The sequence below is a fragment of the Alcaligenes sp. NLF5-7 genome (assembly GCF_024266725.1).
Classification (GTDB): domain Bacteria; phylum Pseudomonadota; class Gammaproteobacteria; order Burkholderiales; family Burkholderiaceae_B; genus Alcaligenes; species Alcaligenes phenolicus.
This window is the reverse complement of record NZ_CP100755.1, coordinates 1205208-1226342: the sequence shown is the minus strand read 5'-3', so window position 1 is coordinate 1226342 and position 21135 is coordinate 1205208. Positions and strand designations below refer to the sequence as shown.

The 21135-nt window shown below is 46.8% G+C and carries 16 protein-coding genes and 1 tRNA gene; 11 read left to right on the top strand and 6 right to left on the bottom strand.

The window, feature by feature from the left end:
* Positions 1–113: 113 nt before the first annotated feature.
* Positions 114–494, bottom strand: coding sequence for a cupin domain-containing protein (locus MID00_RS05785; protein ID WP_254499944.1), 381 nt, complete (start codon positions 492–494; stop codon positions 114–116).
* Positions 495–1047: 553 nt separating this feature from the next.
* On the opposite strand from MID00_RS05785, the gene MID00_RS05780 reads away from it, so the two are divergent.
* From MID00_RS05780 to MID00_RS05770, 3 genes are all read left to right on the top strand, one after another.
* Positions 1048–2112 (top strand): AI-2E family transporter, encoded by a 1065-nt coding sequence (locus MID00_RS05780; protein ID WP_021447032.1) that lies wholly within the window; start codon positions 1048–1050, stop codon positions 2110–2112.
* Between the two features lie 313 nt (positions 2113–2425).
* Positions 2426–2510: transfer RNA gene (locus MID00_RS05775), tRNA-Leu, on the top strand.
* A gap of 209 nt (positions 2511–2719) precedes the next feature.
* Complete coding sequence (locus MID00_RS05770) at positions 2720–3964, top strand: integrase arm-type DNA-binding domain-containing protein (RefSeq protein WP_254499942.1); 1245 nt, start codon at positions 2720–2722, stop codon at positions 3962–3964.
* A gap of 20 nt (positions 3965–3984) precedes the next feature.
* Here the strand turns inward: MID00_RS05770 and MID00_RS05765 are convergent, their stop codons facing one another.
* Both MID00_RS05765 and MID00_RS05760 read right to left on the bottom strand, forming a co-directional pair.
* Positions 3985–4338 carry a hypothetical protein gene (locus MID00_RS05765; protein ID WP_254499940.1) on the bottom strand — a complete coding sequence of 118 codons (354 nt, stop codon included), beginning with the start codon at positions 4336–4338 and terminating at the stop codon, positions 3985–3987.
* A gap of 86 nt (positions 4339–4424) precedes the next feature.
* Positions 4425–9527: a type ISP restriction/modification enzyme gene (locus tag MID00_RS05760; protein ID WP_254499938.1), complete on the bottom strand. Its 5103-nt coding sequence runs from the start codon at positions 9525–9527 to the stop codon at positions 4425–4427.
* Positions 9528–9593: 66 nt separating this feature from the next.
* Between MID00_RS05760 and MID00_RS05755 the strand changes: the two genes are divergently transcribed.
* The 5 genes from MID00_RS05755 (at position 9594) to MID00_RS05735 (ending at position 13614) form a co-directional block, all read left to right on the top strand.
* Positions 9594–9968: a hypothetical protein gene (locus MID00_RS05755; RefSeq protein ID WP_254499936.1), complete on the top strand. Its 375-nt coding sequence runs from the start codon at positions 9594–9596 to the stop codon at positions 9966–9968.
* Between the two features lie 19 nt (positions 9969–9987).
* Entirely contained in the window at positions 9988–10947 is a 960-nt protein-coding gene (locus MID00_RS05750) for a DUF932 domain-containing protein (protein WP_254499934.1), read from the top strand.
* 85 nt (positions 10948–11032) lie between these two features.
* Positions 11033–12037, top strand: coding sequence for a YqaJ viral recombinase family protein (locus MID00_RS05745; RefSeq protein ID WP_254499931.1), 1005 nt, complete (start codon positions 11033–11035; stop codon positions 12035–12037).
* Between the two features lie 90 nt (positions 12038–12127).
* Entirely contained in the window at positions 12128–12628 is a 501-nt protein-coding gene (locus MID00_RS05740; RefSeq protein WP_254499928.1) for a RadC family protein, read from the top strand.
* Between the two features lie 86 nt (positions 12629–12714).
* A complete protein-coding gene (locus MID00_RS05735) occupies positions 12715–13614 on the top strand; it encodes a hydrolase or metal-binding protein (protein ID WP_254499925.1) in 900 nt (299 codons plus the stop codon).
* Between the two features lie 312 nt (positions 13615–13926).
* Here MID00_RS05735 and MID00_RS05730 read toward each other — a convergent pair whose 3' ends face one another.
* The 3 genes from MID00_RS05730 to MID00_RS05720 form a co-directional block, all read right to left on the bottom strand.
* Positions 13927–14604, bottom strand: a complete 678-nt coding sequence (locus MID00_RS05730) for a uracil-DNA glycosylase family protein (RefSeq protein ID WP_254499923.1) — start codon at positions 14602–14604, stop codon at positions 13927–13929.
* A 404-nt stretch (positions 14605–15008) separates the two neighbouring features.
* Positions 15009–15656, bottom strand: a complete 648-nt coding sequence (locus MID00_RS05725; RefSeq protein ID WP_254499921.1) for an inovirus-type Gp2 protein — start codon at positions 15654–15656, stop codon at positions 15009–15011.
* A gap of 332 nt (positions 15657–15988) precedes the next feature.
* Positions 15989–16261, bottom strand: a complete 273-nt coding sequence (locus tag MID00_RS05720; protein ID WP_254499919.1) for an AlpA family transcriptional regulator — start codon at positions 16259–16261, stop codon at positions 15989–15991.
* Positions 16262–16538: 277 nt separating this feature from the next.
* On the opposite strand from MID00_RS05720, the gene MID00_RS05715 reads away from it, so the two are divergent.
* From MID00_RS05715 to MID00_RS05705, 3 genes are all read left to right on the top strand, one after another.
* The gene (locus MID00_RS05715; protein WP_254499917.1) at positions 16539–17750 is read left to right on the top strand and encodes an inovirus-type Gp2 protein; all 1212 of its coding nucleotides are present in this window, start codon (positions 16539–16541) and stop codon (positions 17748–17750) included.
* A 402-nt stretch (positions 17751–18152) separates the two neighbouring features.
* On the top strand, positions 18153–19877 hold the full coding sequence (locus MID00_RS05710) for a type I restriction-modification system subunit M (RefSeq protein ID WP_254499916.1): 1725 nt from the start codon (positions 18153–18155) through the stop codon (positions 19875–19877).
* Positions 19870–21123: a restriction endonuclease subunit S gene (locus MID00_RS05705; RefSeq protein ID WP_254499913.1), complete on the top strand. Its 1254-nt coding sequence runs from the start codon at positions 19870–19872 to the stop codon at positions 21121–21123. Before MID00_RS05710 ends, MID00_RS05705 begins: the two co-directional genes overlap by 8 nt.
* Positions 21124–21135: the final 12 nt, after the last annotated feature.

Sequence of the window (21135 nt, the reverse complement as noted above, 5' to 3'; positions counted from 1 at the left end):
CCTTGCAGCGTGAACGTAGCGAAAGCAAAAGATTATTTTTCTTGAAATTCATAGCGGTCTCCTCTGGGTGGAAAGGCAGGGCGCGTTAGCCCAAACCAGCAAGCACAAGCGAATCAGCGGATAACCCGATCGGGGTGCTCTTCATAGGGCGGGGAGTAAATCACCAGCAGTTGGGCAGGTTCATCGCTGGTGACGGTGAAAACGTGCTTTTTGTCTGGGGGGAGATAGCAGCACTCGCCTGTTTTCATCTGACCGCGCTCGCCGTCGACTTCTACATCGGCAGTACCGCTGAGCAGATAACAGACCTGCTCGATTCCAGGATGCGCATGGGGAAGGGCGCCCTGGTTCTTTTCAATCACCCCCAAAAGCACCTCCACATGCTTGGCGCCGACATTGGCCTGACTGATCAAGCGGCGATTCACAGTGCCCGTGTGATTGGCGGGAGAGTAGGCAACGGCGTCTTCGGGACTAACAATCCAAGATGGTTTTTTCATTTATAGATTTCCTGTGTAAGAAAAATATTTTACGTATGTGAAAAATTAAAAAAACTGGGGTTTACCTGTGGGTGATTGATTGGGAGGGTTTAAGCAGAAAAAGATGCAGCAGCGCGTGCCTGAACTCTGAGTCAGGCCAGCAGAGAGAAAGATGGGTAAGGAGGGGAAGGGCGGAGGGCCTTAGCGTGTTGACCCAAAAGGAGCGACGAGCCTGAGAGTTGCCGTGGACATACAAACTTGGCCGTGAGGCGCTGGAGACAACTTTTTTTCTAGGCCTTTAGATGAGCGAGGAGGATACTTAGTGGGCGGTGCAGATCATGTAATTGAGCTTTCAGGCCTTGGCTTGGTTTAACCGCCAAATAGCTTGGTGCTATACCAAGGCCGGCTTGACCTGAAGAACCGGGTTTGCCTAAAGCAAATTTGCCATATCAAACACCTCACTCAGCTTGTTGTAAGAAACGGGTATTCCTAGGGCTGTGATCATGCTATCGTCAAAAAACTTTCGGGCACCGACCCATGCCCAGACCAATAGACAAGAGGGTCTCCACCGTTTATGCAACCCGTCTTACCCGCATTCCTTATCGCTCGCTGGCTATTGCTGCTCTTGCTGGCCGCAGGCGTCTACTTTTTAAAGGGATTTCTGGTCCCTGTCCTCGCCGCGTTGATCATAGGCCTGGCCGGTTGGCCCTTATATAAACGGCTGGTCGTACGCTGCAATGGCCGCACCGCACTGGCGGCTACATTGGCCTTGCTGGTCGTCATCGTGGTCCTGGTCGTGCCTTTATCCTTGGCCTTGTCCTTTGCGATCCAGGAAGCCAGCAGCTTCATTACCTGGGCGCTGGCTGCCAACCGCTACGGCACACCGACCCCGGAATGGATCAAAGCCATGCCCCTGATGGGCGAGCGCTTGACCGAATACTGGCAAGTCTATTTAGGCGAACCCCACGCGTTGGGCGAGCTGGTCGAGATGGTCAGCGGCCAGCATCTGGGCAATATCTATCGCATGGTACTGTCCGCTACAGGCAACGTATTCCACCTGCTGCTGACCGTGCTGTTCATGCTGATCACGCTGTTCTTCATCTTTAAAGATGGTGACAGGCTGCTGGTGCAATTGGATATTGTTGGTGAGCGCATCCTGCCAGGCCGCTGGCAGCGTTTTTCTCGTGTTGTGCCTGCTACTGTTAACTCCACCGTCACTGGGATGGGCTTGATCGCCTTGGGCGAGGGTGTGGTTCTGGGTATTGCCTATTGGATTGCAGGTGTTCCATCGCCCGTACTCTTGGGTGTGATCACCGGCTTCATGGCACTGATCCCTGGCGGTGCCCCCCTGTCATTCACAATGGTGTCCTTGTATTTAATAGGCTCTGGCCACCTGGTGGCTGGCGTGAGCTTGTTCCTGTGGGGCGCAATCGAACTGTTCATTGTCGATAAAACACTGCGACCACGTTTGGTCGGTGGTCCGGTGAAACTGCCATTTTTGCCGACCTTCTTTGGTTTGGTTGGAGGTGTGCAAACAATGGGCATCGTGGGCTTGTTTATCGGCCCGGTCCTGATGGCTTTGTTGGTCGCGATCTGGAGAGAGTGGATTCGTAACGGACAGGCTGTGGCAGGGGACTAGGGACTCTATACTTAGAACCAAAAAATTGAGCAGGCCAGGACGGTGTACCTGGCCTGTTTTTTTATTTGGAATCCAGATTTGAGTATGGTCAAAAGTGGTGTGGATTCCTGCCTGCCGAGAACCGTCTGTTAATGCTTAAGCAGTTGTGACAAAGCAGGCGGAAAACGGAGCTTCAGACGGACTTTAGGCGGGAATGTTTTCAGTGCCAGGCTAAATTTAAAAAAATTGCTGTATCACTTGCCAAAACCCCGAGGAATCTGCGTATAATAACAATCTTTCCTTCCAAGCCTGGATTCCCAGGTTGCCATACCTAGCCCGGGTGGTGAAATTGGTAGACGCAGGGGACTCAAAATCCCCCGCCGCAAGGCGTGCCGGTTCGATTCCGGCCCCGGGCACCAAGAACACTAAAAGAAGATCGCTTAACGCGGTCTTTTTTTTCGTCTACAGTTTGCCAAAGCTATATTTCATGCGCCTTTCATGATTTTTACCAATTTTGAAAGTCTACTGAAGTCAACAGAGCTCTACCCACATCAAGCAATTTTTGTTGGTACATTTGTTGGTATAGGCTGGTTCGATAGAAATTTGTACCAACAAATAAGGATCGAACATGAAGCTCACAAACACCCAAGTAAAAAACGCCAAGCCCAAGGCCAAACCCTACAAACTTGTAGACGGCGAAGGCATGTACCTACTCATCCATCCCAACGGCTCAAAATACTGGCGTCTCAACTATCGTTTTCAAACCAAACAAAAAACTTTAGCTTTGGGAGTCTATCCATTGATCTCACTTGCTGAGGCTCGTGAAGCTAGAAACCAAGCCAAAACTCAAGTGGCTAAAGGCCTTGACCCGAATGAGCTTAAAAAAGAGGTAGCCTTAGAAACAGCAACTGAAACCACTTTTGAGGTTATTGCTCGTCAATGGCACAACGCTAACAAAACGTGGACGGCTGATCATCGCGCTCGTGTCTTACGGTCTTTAGAAAAAGATATTTTCCCTTACATAGGGAACAAGCAAGTAAGTGAGCTCAAAACACCCCACTTGCTCGCCCCCATCAAACGCGTGGACAAAACTGGCAACTACGATACCGCCACCCGCTTACAGCAACGGGTAACATCCATTATGCGTTTTGCTGTACAAAATGGAATTACTGACTACAACCCTGCACAAGAACTAGCGGGGGCACTGACAGTGAGAAAAACAGTTCACCGCCCAGCTTTAGATCTAGACCAACTGCCACACTTACTAGGACGCATTGAGCAATACAAAGGCAGGCAACTTACTCTGCACGCCATTAAATTTGCTTTGTTGACATTTGTACGCTCAAGTGAAATGCGCTTTGCACGCTGGTCGGAAATCGACTTTTCTAAAGCACTGTGGACTATCCCTGCTGAGCGAGAACCCATTAAAGGAGTGCCATTTTCCCATCGTGGCTCAAAGATGCGCACCCCCCACTTAGTGCCGCTTAGCCGTCAAGCATTGGACGTGTTAAAGATTATTCATTTCTATAGCGGCAATCATGACTTGATTTTTATAGGTGACCACAATACACAAAAACCCATGAGTGAAAACACTATCAACAAGGCTCTTAGCAATATGGGATATAACACTCAAACAGAGCTCTGCGGACATGGCTTTAGAGCTATGGCTTGCAGTGCTCTGATCGAGTCTGGGCTTTGGTCTAAGGATGGGATTGAACGGCAAATGAGCCATCAGGAACGCAACTCTGTACGAGCTGCATACATCCATAAAGCCGGACATCTAGAAGAACGAAAGCAAATGATGCAATGGTGGGCTGACTACTTAGATGCTAATCGCGATCACTACATTAATCCGTTCGAGTTCAGTAAATAATCGAAGGAGCTTTCAGCAGATTAGTCTCCTGCCTGAGAGCTCTCCTCTCTTTCTATCATTTTTTCTATTTCTGCATTTTGCTCAACCTCTCTTTGGAGACTCAGCAGCATCCCTAGAACTCCATCCGTGTTCGCCAAATACTCACCATACTTGCTGGCTAACCCATCCGCTAAACTCTGTTGCTCTTGCTTTAACAGCTCAATTTTCACCAAATCCCGCATTAGAGCTCTATACACACTGAGCATCTCTGTAGAGGCTTTATTTCTTGCTGCATCTACTAGCAACAAGAAATCATCCACATTGTTCGGTTTTTTCTTGGTTCTTATCTTGGCAATAATGCTGGCTTCTAGTTCTTGAGTTTCATCTTTCTTCATGCTGATTTTTCCTAGTATGGCACATGAGTCGCCACCTGTTTACTAGATAGTCCTGTCCTTCAAAATGGACTACCCCGAGAAAATAGTTAAATATCCAACTCAGGCAAGTCTCGTACGATTTTCAGCGTCTCCAAGCTCACAGTAATAACCCGTTGTAATAGCTCCAACGGATAACGTGGGTTGGCCATCGTCTCAACCGCCCAATCGTTGGCATCATTCACAATGCCAGAGTCTTTATGCGTAGATACGCCTTGACGTTCCATGACCCAAGCAATGGCGGGTTTACCATTAACTACATAGTCATAAGCCTCTAAGGGGATGTCAGAGAGCGTGATCCTGGTGTTGTAAATGATCTTACTCAGGTCATTTACGCTCTTACCCGTTTCCTCGTCTTTTTTCTTTGGGTGTTTCATTTTAGTGACGTAGAAGTCCTCATCTGTAGCCCCCACGAAATCAGCACCGTTATGCTGGAGCTTGCCCGTAAATGTCACGGGGTACTTGTCGACGGTTTCATAGTTCAAGTGCAACTCAGCAAGCTGACGGCCTGCTTGGCTAAAGGCTGTGAAATCCTCAAAGGTTTTAACGCGAGGGATGCGAGGTAGTTCTTTGCTTAGGTTGTTTGCAAAGCGGCTGCGGTAATCCTCGCTGTGCAAAATACCATACACGTAGTAGAACAGATCTTCTTTGCTGATGGTTTGGTTGGGGTAGGCTTCTTGGAAGTGCGCTAAGCCTTCATCTGTGATGGCATCACGACGAACTAAGCCTGTTTCGACTGTGGCGTCGTTGAATAAATCGGCTTCACTTAGCTTAGGGGCTTCCTCATAAAGGTAGAGGGGGAAGCATTGGCCATTAAACTGCACCTGCAAGTCTGTAACTACATTTGAAATAATTACACTTGGCTCTTTAGCGCCCATCCCACTAACTTGAATAACCAAATTCTCAGCCTCAGCATTGGGGAAAATTCGGGGCATTTGAAGTACACGTTCAACTAACTGACGATTGAAATACATCCATTGCTTCGTAAATGGTCTATACAAAGAAGTAACAACACTCTCACCCTTAAAAGCAATTTCACTACCTTTAGCCAGCTCTGTTTTCAAGTTAACGGTCCAACTAATTTTGGTTGGATCATTATCTATAAACCCATCAACAGCCGCCTGCCTAGACTTCCTATCTGAACCTTGCTGTTCTACATTGAATCTATTCAACTCCGCGTTGTAGTTAGCAATCATACGCTGCATATTGCTAATCATTTTTACTTGACTAGAGTTATAGACCCACGCATCACGGTTAGTAGCGACCCCTAACGAAAAATTATCAAATAACTTTAGCTCCGGCTGTCGACTCTTATCACCCAAGACAACATATTGCTCAAAGCTATCATCTCGCTGACTCAACCAGTCCCCATGCTCATCGGGCGTAATGGTTTTCCACTTTGGAATACCCTCAATACTGCCAAACTGACTAATCAACCCTAATTTTTCGTCTCGGCTTAAATAATCACCAATGTCATGAAAGAAAATCTTGCCATGCTCTTTGGCTTCAGGGTTCTTTACTAAGATAGAGATAGCAATAGGAGCGCGACTTCCTGAATCAAAAATCTTGCCTCCCTCTTTACGTGACAGTTCACCAGAGGTACGTTGATTACCCCTCAAATGAAACACATACAGATTACTAAACTCTTCAGCCAAGCACTGGCGCATTCCATCGGCAGTATTCGCCTCTAAAAAGCCACCATTAGTCACATAACCAATTACACCCTGATCTCCAATTCGATCCGACGCCCAACGAATGGCTCGTATATAGCTGTCGTACATACCTTTAGAAAGAGCAGCACTGGAACGAGCAACGTATGTGGACTCAATACGCCTATCTAGCTCTGGATAGGCAATATTCGCATTGTTATCATTTGCACTAGCCTGTCCAATCGAATACGGTGGATTACCAATAATGACTCGTATATCTAATGACTTTTGACGCTTTCTACGTTCGCTATTTTCTTCTAGTAGTTGGTCCACTAGGTCTTCTGACTCGTACATCTGGAAGGTGTCAGTTAAGCAAATACCTTCAAACGGTACATAGGGTACATCGGTGATGTCATCCTCATCTTCTTTACCCGTCACATTACCGGACAAAATTCCATGATAAGTGGCTTCGATATTGATGGCGGCAATGTAGTACGCCAACAGCACAATCTCGTTCGCATGGATTTCATTTTTGAATTTGTACGGCAGCTTGTCGGCTGGAATAATGCCGCTTTGCAGTAGGCGTGTGATGAATGTGCCTGTGCCCGTAAAGGGGTCGATGATGTGAACGTTTTCGTTTGCTAGGCTGGAGTTAAACTCCTTGCGCATCACATCTTCAACACTATGGATAATAAAATCCACCACTTCCACAGGGGTGTACACAATCCCTAAGCGTTCAGTCATACGTGGGAAGGCTTTACGGAAGAACTTATCGTACAGCTCCACAATAATGCGTTGCTTCCCTTCGGCGCTTTCAATGCCCTCGGCTCGCATTTGTACGGACTGGTAGAACGACTGGAGCGTATCTGCCTCTTTGTCTATATGGTGCGCCTCTAAGGCCGTTACCACCGCCTGCATGGCCTTTGACATGGGGTTATGCTCAGTAAAGTTATACCCCTTAAACAAAGCATCAAACACAGGCTTGGTAATGAGGTGCTGAGCCAGCATCTCTATGATTTCGTCATCACTGATGGAGTTATTCAGGTCATCTCGTAGCTCAAGGGAAAAGGCATCAAAAGCTGCCCGTTCGGTTAGGTTAGCTGGGTTATCAAGAATCACTTTGATTCGACTGATGTGAGTATTGGCAATTTTCGCAATATCTTCTGCCCACTCTTCCCAGTGCAAACGGTTGCCCACCTTCTCGACGAGCTTGGCGTAAATGGCACGTTCAATCTCACCAATCTCAAATTGCAAGCTCGCCTGTTGCTGCTCTGCTGGGTAACCTCCACTTGACTCGCCAAGCCCGTATTGCCCTTTACCTGCTTTTTTCTTTTTCTGTTGAGGTGTGCTTTTACTGCGTTGCTGCACCTTATCAGTAATAGCAATGACTTCCATTTTGCTGCGATCTTGACCGATTAGCTCTAGCTTGTTGACCATCGCATCAAAACGGTCATCGTGCGAGCGTAAGGCTTGTAGCACCTGCCAAACGACTTTATAGGTTTGGTTGTCGTTTAAGGCTGCATGTGGCTCCATGCCTGATGGAATCACCACCGGTAACACCACATAGCCCAACTTCTTACCGGGTGCATTGCGCATCACACGGCCTACGGATTGCACCACGTCCACTTGTGAGTTACGCGGGGTAAGGAATAACACTGCATCCAACGCAGGCACATCTACCCCTTCAGATAAGCATCGTACGTTACTAAGAATACGGCAAGTGTTTTCAGGCGTGTCGGCTTTTAACCAGTTTAGTTTTTCTTCTTTTTGACTGGCGTTCATGCTGCCATCAACGTGTTCGGCTTCACATCGGAGTCGAACAGCCGTTTCAGGATCGAGGCTCTCAAAGGCCTCCGCCTCTTGGTACGCTTCTACCACATCTTGGAAGATATTGGCGATGTTGACTGATGACACCTGATGACGACGTGCCTTAGCACTAGGACGAATCACCTGACAAAAAGCCACGGCTCGTTTCATTGGCTCTGGGTCATGCTCTAAGCCTTCGTCTAAGCCTTGCTTAGCCAGAGCCTTCCAACAACCTACTATCTTCGCTGCGTCGTCGACTTTGAGTTGATTATCATCATCAGCCAAGAGAGTTTGTAGACGATCGCTTACCAGATCAGCGGATACCGTCAAAACAATGACTTTGTAATCCACCAATAGACCACGTTGTACGGCTTCAGAGAAGTTAATCACAAACAGCTCTTTACCGTAGTGTTCTTCGCTATCCATCGAGTACACCGCAGCGTTGCTTTCTGCTGCGGTCATCTTGGCATCCGCGCTGTAGATACGAGGCGTCGCTGTCATATACAAGCGCTTTTTAGCACGCAAGAAGTCAGCATCATGCACTCGTACAAAAGCACTTTCATCTTCATCTGCAAAACTAGCCCCTGTTGTGCGGTGGGCTTCATCACAAATCACCAAATCAAACTCAGCCAGATCAAACTCATGCTGTGCTTCACTGATCGTGGCAATGGAGTGGTAGGTACTAAAGACCACGCTCATATGTTCATTGTCATAGCGCTTAGTCATCTCTTCAGCTAAACGCTTGGCATTGGTCGTGGCTGGGTAGCGTAGTTCATGGGTAAAGGTTTGCACCATGTCATCGTCTGCGCTGCGTTTTTTACCTACGTCACTATCTGAACACACCGCAAAGCTATGCAGCGGCACCTCACTTTCCTGCGTCCATTCGGTCAACGTTTGGGATAACAACGACAAGCTAGGCACGAGGAATAAGACTCGTCCGCCAGCCCCTGCTAACTTCTCAGCAATCTTTAAGCTAGTAAAGGTTTTACCTGTACCACAGGCCATGATTAGCTTGCCCCGATCCGCTGTGGTTAAGCCCCGCTCTACTGCTTCTAGCGCATTGACTTGGTGGGGTCGTAAGGTTTTAAGTGGTTTTAAGACAGGTGCTTGCTGACCTATCTGATACTGCACCCAATCAATTTGGCTGTTCTCTAGGTCGTATAGGTCGATTTTACTGACAGGAGGCTGCTGATCCCGTAAGGCGTCCTCAGCATGCTCACTCCAGTTGTTTGTGGTGCTGATGATAATGCGATGCGTAAAAGGACGTTGTCCTGATGCGGTAAAGAAACTATCAATGTCACGACGCTGAACCTTGTAGTCCTCTGCATAGAACTTACATTGAATGGCATGATATTCATTCGTACCACGAGTTTTAGCCACAAGGTCAATACCGGTATCACGTTTATCGAGCTGCTGTTGTGCAGCCCAGTCCGAATACGTCCACACGTCACTATACAAATCCCGGTAGGTAGCTTCATTACGTAAGTAAGTAAGTATTAGCTCTTCAAAGTACGTACCCTTCTCCCGCTCAGTAACAGCGACCTGACGAAAGGAATCAAGAATGGTGTGCAATGCTGACATGTGGATTTCCGTGACAATAGCGATATAGCGAATATGACGGAGTATAGCAATCAACGCAGTATCGTCGCAGTCTTGCTTAAACACTCTACCTGAAGGAATCCAAATTTTTTCAAACATATATCACCTTGATGAGAGCAAGCGAAGGCTTGCTCATATGCCGTTTACCTACATCAAGGATTATCTATGTCTGAATCGTTCACTACCGATGGGCAACGTGCTCATCGCGCCAAGCCACCTATCCGCTGCCCAGCTTGCGGCTCTTCTTCTATCCACACTAAAAACCACGCTCAAAAACTCGGCGGTACGCTAGGTGCTGGACTTGGGATGTTCAGCAGCTTATCAAGTGCTGCTCAAGGAGCTAGCAGTGGTGCTGCACTGGCTTTTCACTTTACATCATCCACACATCCCCTTACTCGTATCTCAGCATCCGTACTCGGAGCCCTCGTAGGAGGAGCAATAGGCTGCGCTACCGGTGCTGCTTTTGGACAAGCAATTGATAACACCATCTTAAAAAACTACAGGTGTTTACGTTGTCATCACTCATTTCAAACCACCTAACACCTACAGGAGAGTCACAATGTCACATCACGTTGAACAGATGGCCTATGTAGGCCAAACGCCCTGGCATGGCTTGGGCAATCACTTATCAGCCAATCAGCCTATTGAGGTCTGGCAACAGCAAGCGGGTATGGACTGGGACATAAAAGAAGCGCCGGTACAGTTCATGGACTCGGTGGATGAAACCCAAAGCAGTCTCATTACCTTTCCCCAGAATAAGGTCTTGTACCGCTCAGATACCAATACACCACTCTCCGTTGTCAGCCAACGCTATCAAGTTGTACAACCTCGCGAGATTCTGGAGTTTTATAGAGATCTCACCGAGGTGTCAGGTTTTCAGTTGGAAACAGCCGGTGTATTAAAAGGCGGTAAAAAGGTATGGGCGTTAGCGCGGACCGGGCACTCTGCCTCCTTACAAGGCAATGATGTTACCAATGCCTATGTGCTGCTAGCCACAGCCTGTGATGGCTCGTTGGCGACCACCGCACAATTTACAGCGATTCGCGTAGTCTGCAACAACACGTTAGCTGTCGCACTAGACGATAACAAAGGAGCGGTTAAAGTCCCACACAGTACAGCCTTTGATGCTCAAGCGGTAAAACAGCAATTAGGCATTTCTGTCTCTAGTTGGGATACTTTTATGTATCGCATGAAGCAGTTGAGTGAACGCAAAGTCAAACACGCTGAAGCCGAGCAATTCTTCAGGCAGCTATTTTCAGGTAGCAAGCAGCCTGCCACACAAACACCCAATGAACATGCCATGCGTAAGACGCTTAGCATCTATAACGGTCAAGGTCGTGGTGCAGAGTTAGGGGCAGCCAAAGGTACGGCACTGGGGTTACTTAACTCGGTCACAGAGTTTGTGGATCATGAACGCCGAGCCCGTAATAGTGACTATCGCTTAGACTCCGCCTGGTTCGGCCAAGGCGCCACACTTAAACAAAGTGCCTTAGAGCAAACATTACTCATGCTCGCCTAACACCATCTTCCTTTTCTACGATTACAGCATAAGGCCCAGCGACTTCATTGCGCTGGGCCTTATGCTATTTATGGGTTCAAAAACCATGACGAATCTTGCACAAACCTATACTTCACCACCCACACTACGTCCTGCTTTACGCCTAGTCAAAACCAACACCCTCACACGCGATGAATGGTTAACTGTACGTAAGCATGGCATTGGCAGCTCCGATGCAGCAGCAGCGGTAGGTTTAAGCCCTTATAAAAGCCAACTCGAACTCTGGATGGAAAAAACAGGACGCGATGCAGGCTTACCAAAACCTGATCCAGATGACACAACGGCTCCGGTGTATTGGGGAACGTTACTGGAACCCATCGTGGCGACTGCTTACACCAAACAAACAGGCCGTAAAGTACGCAAGATCAATGCCGTACTACAACATCCAGAAAAACCGTGGATGCTCGCCAATATAGACCGTGAGGTCATTGGAGCCAGTGATGTACAAATCTTGGAGTGCAAAACTGCGGGGGAGTTTGGGGCTCGTTTATGGAAAGAAGGCGTACCGGAATATGTACAACTTCAAGTCCAACACCAATTAGCCGTCACTGGTAAACAAGCGGCAGATGTCGCCGTGCTGTTATGCGGTCAACAATTGCAGGTATACCGCATAGCCCGTGATGAGGAACTCATCATGAAGCTCATTGGACTACAAGAACGCTTCTGGCAATACGTCACAACAGATACACCACCACCAACAGACGGTTCACATTCTGCCGCTACAGCATTGCAATTCCTGTACCCCGTAGATAGCGGCCAACACGTGGACTTTAGCCAAGACAGCCAGATGTCTGCACTGTTTACGGATCTGCAAGAGGCACGGTTCCATGCTGATAAATACAAAGCCTTAGAGGAACAGTACAAACAGAAAATTCAGCAGTCTATGGGCGAAGCCAGTAAAGCAGTCTTTGAAACGGGCTCGGTGACTTGGAAACGCAGCAAAGACAGCATTGTGCTCGATAGCAAACGCTTACTCAGTGAGCAACCTGAACTCCTCAATCAGTTCAGCCTCACTCGTCCAGGCAGTAGACGTTTCGTGATCAGTGCGTAGTCGTCTCTACTGCCTTGGTCCTCCCTATTACTTTCACCCGCATAGATGCCGCTATTAATGAGCGGCATTTTGCATTATCAAGGAATCCCCATGCGTTACCACAAACTTAAAGCTGGCCCTGAGCCGGGCACTTACGTCATGGAAAGCGCTATTGTGACCGAACACGATATTCTGACCATGGCGAGACAACTCGCACGTAAGCGTTTTGCTAAGGGCCGAAGCCTTGCGAACCCCAGCGACGTCAAAGCTCACTTACAAACCCTGTATGCGCATTATGAGCATGAGGTGTTTAGTATCTTGCTGCTCGACAATACCTACCGTGTCATTGGTCTGCATGAACTCTTTCGTGGCACGATCAATTCGGCTGTAGTGCATCCGCGCGAAGTCGTTAAGCTAGCCCTCAAACACAATGCTGCCGCCGCTATTTTGGTACACAACCATCCTTCAGGTAACCCTGAGCCTAGCCAAGTAGATATTGATCTCACCCGCAACCTAAAAAACACACTGGATCTCGTTGCTGTTCAAGTGGTTGACCATATCGTTGTAGGGACTGAAGGCTGCACGTCTTTAGCAGAACGTGGCCAGATATAGCGAGTTACTTACTACTCTACTGTTGTTATCACTCTTTCCTAGAGCCCTCTGTGCATGCAGTGGGCTCTTTATATTTGGAGCTCCTCATGATTAAAGGTTTAGCCATCACTCCTCCTGTGCTTGGTCGTATCTCTATTGGCCGTGTTGTTGAACGTAACGGTAAACGACTGCCAGAGAAAGACGACCAATTCACGATTACCAGCCAGATCAATACAAAAGACGGCTGGCTTGTTCACCCCTTGGATGAAACGTTACGTAAACAAAACCCTAACGGTAAGTTGCGCTCTACTCCTATCACATTACTTTTTAATGATCCCGATTTGAACCTACGCGCAGAGTACTCACTGTTTGATCGCAGTTCAGGACGTCCGGTGTGTGTTGGTAATGGGGATACGTGCCGACGACTTACCACCAGTGGCATACAAAGCCTGCCTTGCCCTGGTAGCGATAGCTGTGAGCTAGCGAAAGGCGGCGCGTGTAAGCCTTATGGACGCTTAAACGTCAAACTCACTGCCGACGATGAACTGGGTACGTTTATCTTTAGAACGACCGGCTACAACAGCATTCGCACCTTAGCGGCGAGATTGCATTACTTCCAAGCCGTATCAGGTGATCTGCTCGCTTGCTTGCCTTTAGAGTTACGGCTACGAGGTAAGAGTACCGCCCAATCTCGCGGCACACCTATTTACTACGTAGACCTCACCATACGCGAAGGCATGACGCTAGAAGAGGCGTTGACTCAAGCACAGCAAATCCACGCACAGCGTAAGGCCATGGGATTTGACCAACAAGCACTAGACGCCATTGCGCGTACAGGCTTTGCTAACGGAGCCTTTGAGGACAGCGCAGATGAAGCGCCAGAGGTGATAGAAGAGTTTTACCCAAGTCAGAGCAGCCTTGATGACAGCGTACAAAGTAGACCATCACTTACTGACAAACTTACGCAATTGACTGGTGAGGCAGAAACTGACGTTGCGTGTGCGTAATCATTTTTAGGAGATAGCCATGTTTTTATTATTTGCAGCAATAGGCTTTATTGTGATGCTACGAGCTAGCTATAAACACTACGTAAAGTATCAGCGACTGAAGTTGGAAAACGAGTGTTTACGTGAGCGATGGAAGCGCTCACCTCTCCTGTAACCAATCAAAGAGTCAGCACGAGTTTGCTGGATTGTAATGAAAATTAAAATAGGGAGTAGGTCTGAGCTAGTGCAAAGTATTTAGCCCAAATTTAATCTGACAACGGCACCCAAAATCGGGTAACTATCAGATCAGGTCTGGGCTAGTACAACTTGAAATTAGCGCGGCAGGTTTGTCTTCAGCCAAGCCTCTACATTGGGCTTACCCATCGGTTGATACCAACTCAGATGAGGGAGTCCGATGACCGTTGTTGTTCGCCCGTTTATGGAAGTCTGAAAACGTTTCAGGTTCCAGTCGCCATGTCCTGCTAGCTGGTACTCCTGTGGTGTCCCTCCATAGAGAGAGTAAATATAGTTGTAGGGCGACAAACCAGAGTTACCAAAAGCGACAATCAGTGATGGCTGAACAATACCCAGCAAAGCCTCATGAATCGGCCAACACTTCCTAGCCATGTCTGTGGTGACGCCTGTACTGTCGGGGCTCTGCTTGAATATCAGATTTGTGGAGAGCACATCTCTTGGATTGGTACCCAGCGTTTCCAGGACCCATTGAACCCTTCGTTGCAAAGGTGATTTTCCTTCATCTGAGCTCCCCCAGGCCTCGTCAAGGTAGGCATTTTGGGTTTCACTCAACATGTTGGCTATATTTCCGCGTAGGAGCTTGTCGCTCTCACTTCCACCTGGGTTAAGGCCGATCAGATAGATACTTCCAGGACTGATCGTCTCATGGCTGCTATATAAAATGGTTCCTGGCTGATCTAGCAGTTCATCGAGAGTCTGTGCCGCAAGAGCAGGGATATCTTCCTTTGTAATAGTAGGGATGTTATTTGTTTGCATAGCCTTATCCTTTTTGAATGGTGGTAGTGATCAGTTGAGGTATTCCCGTTGAGTGTGCAGCCCTGAAGCCTCTGCTCTCTAGTATATCCATCGGAAAGAAAGTATACGGATAGTTCAACCTGAAACTATGTTGGAGTAAGCTCACCGTTATCCAGTCCTGTTTCTGGATGAGTTTCTTGAGCTGTTCATAGCAGCTACCTAAGATGGTTTCTGCCTTTGCATCTTGCATGAGTAAGCCTCTGTATCTTAGAGCTGAAGCCCAACTGATTGATGATCTATGCAACAGGCTTAAGTTCCGTTTAAGCGCCAAAAACACTTGGTTTGTTTAGATGATACGTGCCTCTTCAATACGCCCCAGGACCCACTCTGTCATTTTTTTTAGCCAATGTGAATTACACCCGAACTTAACTGGGCGTAGTAGTCCTGCGTCTGTTGAAAGTGTATTCCCTTGGCCTACCTAAGCCTGTAACTCTAGGCTTATAGTGCCCTTGTCTATAAGAGCGGTAGGCTTTGTTTGCTGCATCACGTATCGTAAACCTGCCCCTGTCTTCTTTGACTAGGTAGTTTGCAATAGCCTTTAGGTTCTCTATCTTTAAGCTGTCTTGGTAGTGAAGCATACCTACTGCTACTGTTTGGTATTTACTGGTGTTCATGTTGGCACTGTAGTAGTCACCGATGTCACGGGTGATAGTGTGAGTCCAATATTCGCCTATGTCTCTGGCGAGTAAGTAATCATTTCTCACACGTTGCCCATCAAAGAAAAATAGCACGTGGTAGTGCCATTTTCTGTCTTCTCCGTACTCAAGCTTTGCCGCGTAGGTGATGTAGTGCTCGAACAGACTGTTAAACCTTAAGTTATTTCTTAAGCGCGTAAACGCTTGGTTCATGTATGCATGAGTATTGATGTCTTCGTACTCACTTTTTAGGTAAAGGTCTAGTCGGATAACTAACAGCTTTGAGTAGTCATTGAAGAGTTCATTGATCAGTCCATGAAGTCTACGTTGGTTGAAAAGATTAACGGATAATCGACGGTTGATAGTGGTTACGTGCATGCCTATGTCCTTAAGTGTAGATTTAGGAATAGGTCTTAAATGAAGAGAGTCAAGGAGGGAGTGTTGGGCACACCCTTACTCCTCATCATACCTTTCTCTTTAATAACATCTAAAACCTAAAATCACGAACCCAATCAGTGCAGGAAGTCATTTCAAAACATCGCTGTAATCAGCACCAAAATCAGTCTTCATAGGAAAATATTTTCTACACACTTAGGTTCATAACATGTGTGATACGGCATAAAAAATTATCCGTTACTTCCTAGGAAACCAATCATTAGATTTCATGTAAAACCCACTTTAGAGGAGTAGCAGGCATGCCACTCCCCCCTTCAACCTATCTCAGATCTTAAACATCCTCTAGAGCTTAGAATACGCTGTAGCAGCCAATCCTCAACTTCGCTTTTTAACCAAAGAGATCTCCTTCCTAGCTTAACCGGACTTGGAAACCTCCCCTCATTTATAAGCTTGTAAAACCACTTATCTGACATCGTAGTAAACTTCGTGATGAACTTCATATCTACAAACTGATCCTCAAGCAAAGGGACACTAGACTGTAGTGGAATTTTTGATAAAAATAGATTTTCAATAGGCTTTTCAGTCATGCTGAGCTCCTGTCTTTTCAGAGTCAGAAGTTCGTGCTAACAAGAGTAGTCAACACCACTTCCAAAGCATGTAATCAGCCATTAAAAAAATATTTTTATTTTCATTTCTTGGTACATAGAACGACCATACTCATCTTTCTTTCGTACTGAGGCTCTTCCTAAGCCCACATAGAAAACAGTACCTTTTTCTTGACAGCAACACCCACAAAACCAACAATAGGAGCTAACTTAAAAACATATAGCCACTAACTTAACAGGAGGGATTGTGAAGAAAAGCATGAAAAACAGTCTAGAAAATATGAAGAAAAACTCCACAATCCTAGACAACTCAACCGGTAAAAAATTTATATTTCCTGATGGAATTACCCACTCTTACCACTTGCTATCGCTTACAAAACTTTCAAAAAAAATCATCGACCATCCTCTCATAAAGGGCAAAAAAATCATCCTTGAAACACTAGGTTATGAACAAAAAAAGCACCAACTCATCTACTTCAAGATCAAGAAGCATCACTTAGAAAATCACTTCAAAATAGAAACATCCGAACTCGGAAGTAGGTTTTATGACGCATTAATGTCTGACCTAAAAAAACTCACTTCTTACTTTTATCACCACAGATTCAACCCCTATTTAGAAGCTTTTATCACTGCAAAAAAGATGATGAAACAGCGCTTAAGCCTAGAGGATAATTTCTACTTTATCGAGAACAATCTTTCCCACCCCATGAGCTTAGAAGAGGCAAAACTGGTATGGAGAGTCTGTCATCTAGTCATCAGGTTAATGAAGAATTTTCATGGAGAAAATGGGTTCACTACTGCTGTCAATGACTTTGATAAACCCGTAAGGCAGAATGCAAAAAGACTGAAAGATTACCTGATTAAGCTAGAAAAAAAACACCCTAGACTTTTGCTTGTTCAACAAAACATCACGTTAGCTGACTCAATTAATTTCTCGGATTCTGAGACAGGAAAATCCGCTCATGAGGCGGAAATTCTCAAACACTCTAGACTGCATATAGATCCAAGTTTGCTACCTTCAGATCGGACCCTTAACCCTAACCATGCGTTATATAAAACTCTACAAAATGCACGTACTGCTCATATTAAAAACATGCAAAAGCACACTGTGTTAGGAGACGCTTTTGCTGGCTATGTATGGAAATTAAATTACAACGGCTTTTCTTCATGGTCTTATGATTTAGCCATTTTTTTTGATATTGCCTCCCAGCCCAACCTAAGTGAGTCATATCTGCACGCCACTTGCAACCAGCTTTGGTTACAGCTCTGTAAAAGAGCACATACCGTGCAACAAGGAATGGCTTCACTTACCCCCTCCCCCGATCAAGCATCCGCACTGCCCACGAGTAAAAATGGTTATACTGGGCGTATGCAGGAACTGGTTTCTAGGCTTATTCGTACGGACTACCTCTTACGTGTCACTCCACCTGATAAAGGACGAATCTTTGGCAAAGGACAAATACCAAAATAGCCACTAACAATATATTGCCCGACCTATGTCACACCATCATTTTTATTGTTGTTGGTACATATGTTGGTACACGCAAGAAACAAAACAAAAAACCTTTGTTTTTTCAACAACATACAAAGATCTTCGATTCCGGCCCCGGCACCACTCAAAAATCCCTAGTGTTCACAAGCACTTAGCGCGATTCAAGTCATAGCCCCAGTACTGGGGGATTTTCCTCAAAGTTCGCTTAGGTACAGCCTTGGTGCACCCGTGCGTCTCCGCGTACAGCCTTGCATGTATCTAAGTTTGACGCTAAGACAATAACATCACACAATCATTGCGCAGCACGCGGTAGACGCTTGCACGCTGATATGCCGCGAACGGCGTATTCAGGCCGTTGATCTATCCCTCGGAATTTCTAGCATGACCCAACGTATTACCCTCCAGCAACTTGAATCCTTTCTCTGGGACGCGGCCGATATTTTGCGCGGCAACATGGATGCGTCTGAATTCAAGGACTATATCTTCGGGATGATGTTTCTGAAACGGCTGTCTGATGCGTTTGACGAAGCGCGAGACAGCGTAATTCAGTACTACCTGGATAAAGGTAAAACGAAGGCGGAGGCTCATGAGCTAGCCGATGATGAGGATGAGTACGACCAGGCTTTCTACATCCCTCCTGTGGCCCGTTGGGACGCGCTAAAAGACCTGAAGCATGATATTGGTGCAGAGCTAAACAAAGCCACGGAAGCGATTGAAGAATACAACACTACATTGGAAGGGGTGTTGGTCTCTATCGACTTCAATATCAAGAACAAGTTGTCCGATAAAAAGCTGCGCGACTTGCTTAGCCATTTCAGTCGCTACCGGCTGCGCAATGCAGACTTCGAGCGTACTGACTTGCTGGGCACGGCTTACGAATACCTTATCAAGATGTTTGCCGACAGTGCTGGCAAAAAGGGCGGTGAGTTCTACACCCCATCCGAAGTAGTGCAGCTTCTGGTGTCGCTGCTTAAACCTACCGCCGGTATGCGTGTTTATGACCCCACCTGCGGGTCAGGCGGCATGCTGATCCAGACGCGTAACTATCTGGCCAATCATGGAGAGAACCCCGCGAACCTGTCCTTGTTCGGCCAAGAAATGAACTTGAATACCTGGGCCATCTGCAAGATGAACATGTTCTTGCACGGGGTCTACAGTGCTGACATTCGTAAGGGCGATACGCTGCGCGAACCGCAACACACTCATCAGGGTGAGTTGATGACGTTTGATCGGGTCATCGCCAACCCGCCATTCAGCTTGAAAATGTGGGGTAAAGAGGAAGCCGACAACGATGCCTTCGGCCGATTCCCCTACGGTACTCCGCCCAAAGATGCTGGTGATCTGGCCTTTGTGCAGCACATGATCGCCAGCTTGAATGCGGATGGCGTGATGGGCGTGGTCATGCCGCACGGTGTTTTGTTCCGTGGCTCCAGCGAGAAAGAAATTCGCAAGGGTATCTTGAGCAGTGACTTGCTCGAAGCCGTCATTGGACTGCCTGCGGGTTTGTTCTATGGCACAGGCATTCCGGCCTGCTTATTGATTATCAACAAGAACAAACCAGCATCGCGTCAGGGCAAGGTGCTCTTTATTAACGGCGAGCTGGAATACGAAGAAGGCAAAAACCAGAACAAGTTACGTGATATCGATATTGACAAGATTGTCAGTACGTTTGAGGGCTATACCCGGATCAAACGGTACTCGGAAATCGTTACGTTGGATGAGATTACCCAGAACGATTACAACCTCAACATCCGCCGCTATGCGGATACCTCGCCACCGCCAGAAATATTTGATGTACGAGCCATTCTGCATGGCGGCATTCCCGTGCGTGAGGTCGAAAGCGAGTACATCCGTGAGGAAATTCTGGGGGATTTTGATGTGTCGGCTGTATTTGTAAAGCGCGACGATGCGTATTACGAGTTCAAGCCGCAGATCGAGACGAAAGAGCAGATTCGGGAAGCGGTGGGAGAGGTTGATAGTAAGGTGATCACTCAACTAGAACGCTGGTGGGATAAGTATCGCGTGTCGCTGAATGAGTTGGATGTGCAGGTGGCCGAGGCAGAGAAGGTGATGCGTGGGTATTTGAAGGAGTTGGGGTATGAGTGAGGTGATTCCGTTAGGGTGGGCTCACAAGAAACTGGGCGATGTTGCCGTGCTGACAATGGGGCAATCTCCTGCCTCCCAAACTTACAACGTAGAGGGTATTGGCCTACCGTTTTTTCAAGGAAAGGCAGACTTTAGCTCAAGGAAGGCAATCGTTCGAAATTGGTGCTCAGAGCCAAATAAGATTGCACAAGCTGGCTCAGTTTTGTTTTCCGTCCGAGCTCCTGTTGGAGAAGTAAATATTGCCCCGACGGATTGCTGTATCGGGCGCGGTCTCGCTGCTATAAGAGCAAAGGATGCTGATCAAGAGTTTCTCTTTCAATATCTTTGTCACTCCAAATCGCAGTTTGAGGCAGTCTCTCAGGGCAGTACGTTCGAAGCTATCAATGGCAATGAGCTGAAAGAGTTTTTATTTCTTTATCCCCCACTCCTCGAACAACGAAAGATCGCTACCATCCTGTCATTCGTCGATAACGTGATCGAAAAAACGCGTGCCCAAATTGAAAAGCTGAAAGACCTGAAAACCGGCATGATGCAGGAGTTGCTGACACAAGGGATAGGGCATACGGAGTTCAAGGATTCGCCTATTGGAAAAATCCCGAAAACTTGGTCGATGATCAAAGTGCAAGAACTACTGGCGGATACGAAATATGCTCTCCGAAGTGGGCCATTCGGAAGCGCTTTACTGAAAAGTGAGCTAGTTAATTCTGGAATTCCTTTGTTGGGAATAGACAATGTACATGTTGAGGAATTACGCTCGGTTTTTAAAAGATTTGTAAGCAATGAAAAATTTCAAGAATTAAGAAAATATAGAGTTTTTCCCAATGATGTAATGGTTACAATAATGGGTACGGTAGGAAGATGTTGTGTGGTTCCAGAAGATTTTGGTATAGCCTTATCCTCTAAGCATGTTTGGACTTTGTCACTTGATAAAGAGAAGTATTTTCCTGAGTTGCTTTGCTGGCAAATTAATTTTTCTGATTGGGTGAAAAAGCAGTTTCTTAATGAATCTCAAGGTGGGGTGATGGAGTCTATAAGCTCGTCAACTTTAAAGAGTTTGATGGTTCCTGTCCCTCCCATAGAAGAGCAGAAAAAAATAGTTGATGTGCATAAAATCTTATCGAAACGAATAATGCGAAAGAGTGATCAGCTTAGAACGCTGATAGATCTAAAAAAAGCCCTAATGCAAGACCTCCTAACCGGCAAAGTCCGCGTCAAGGTAGATTCCCCGGAAACTGTAGCAGCCTAAGGCGTTGCCGCC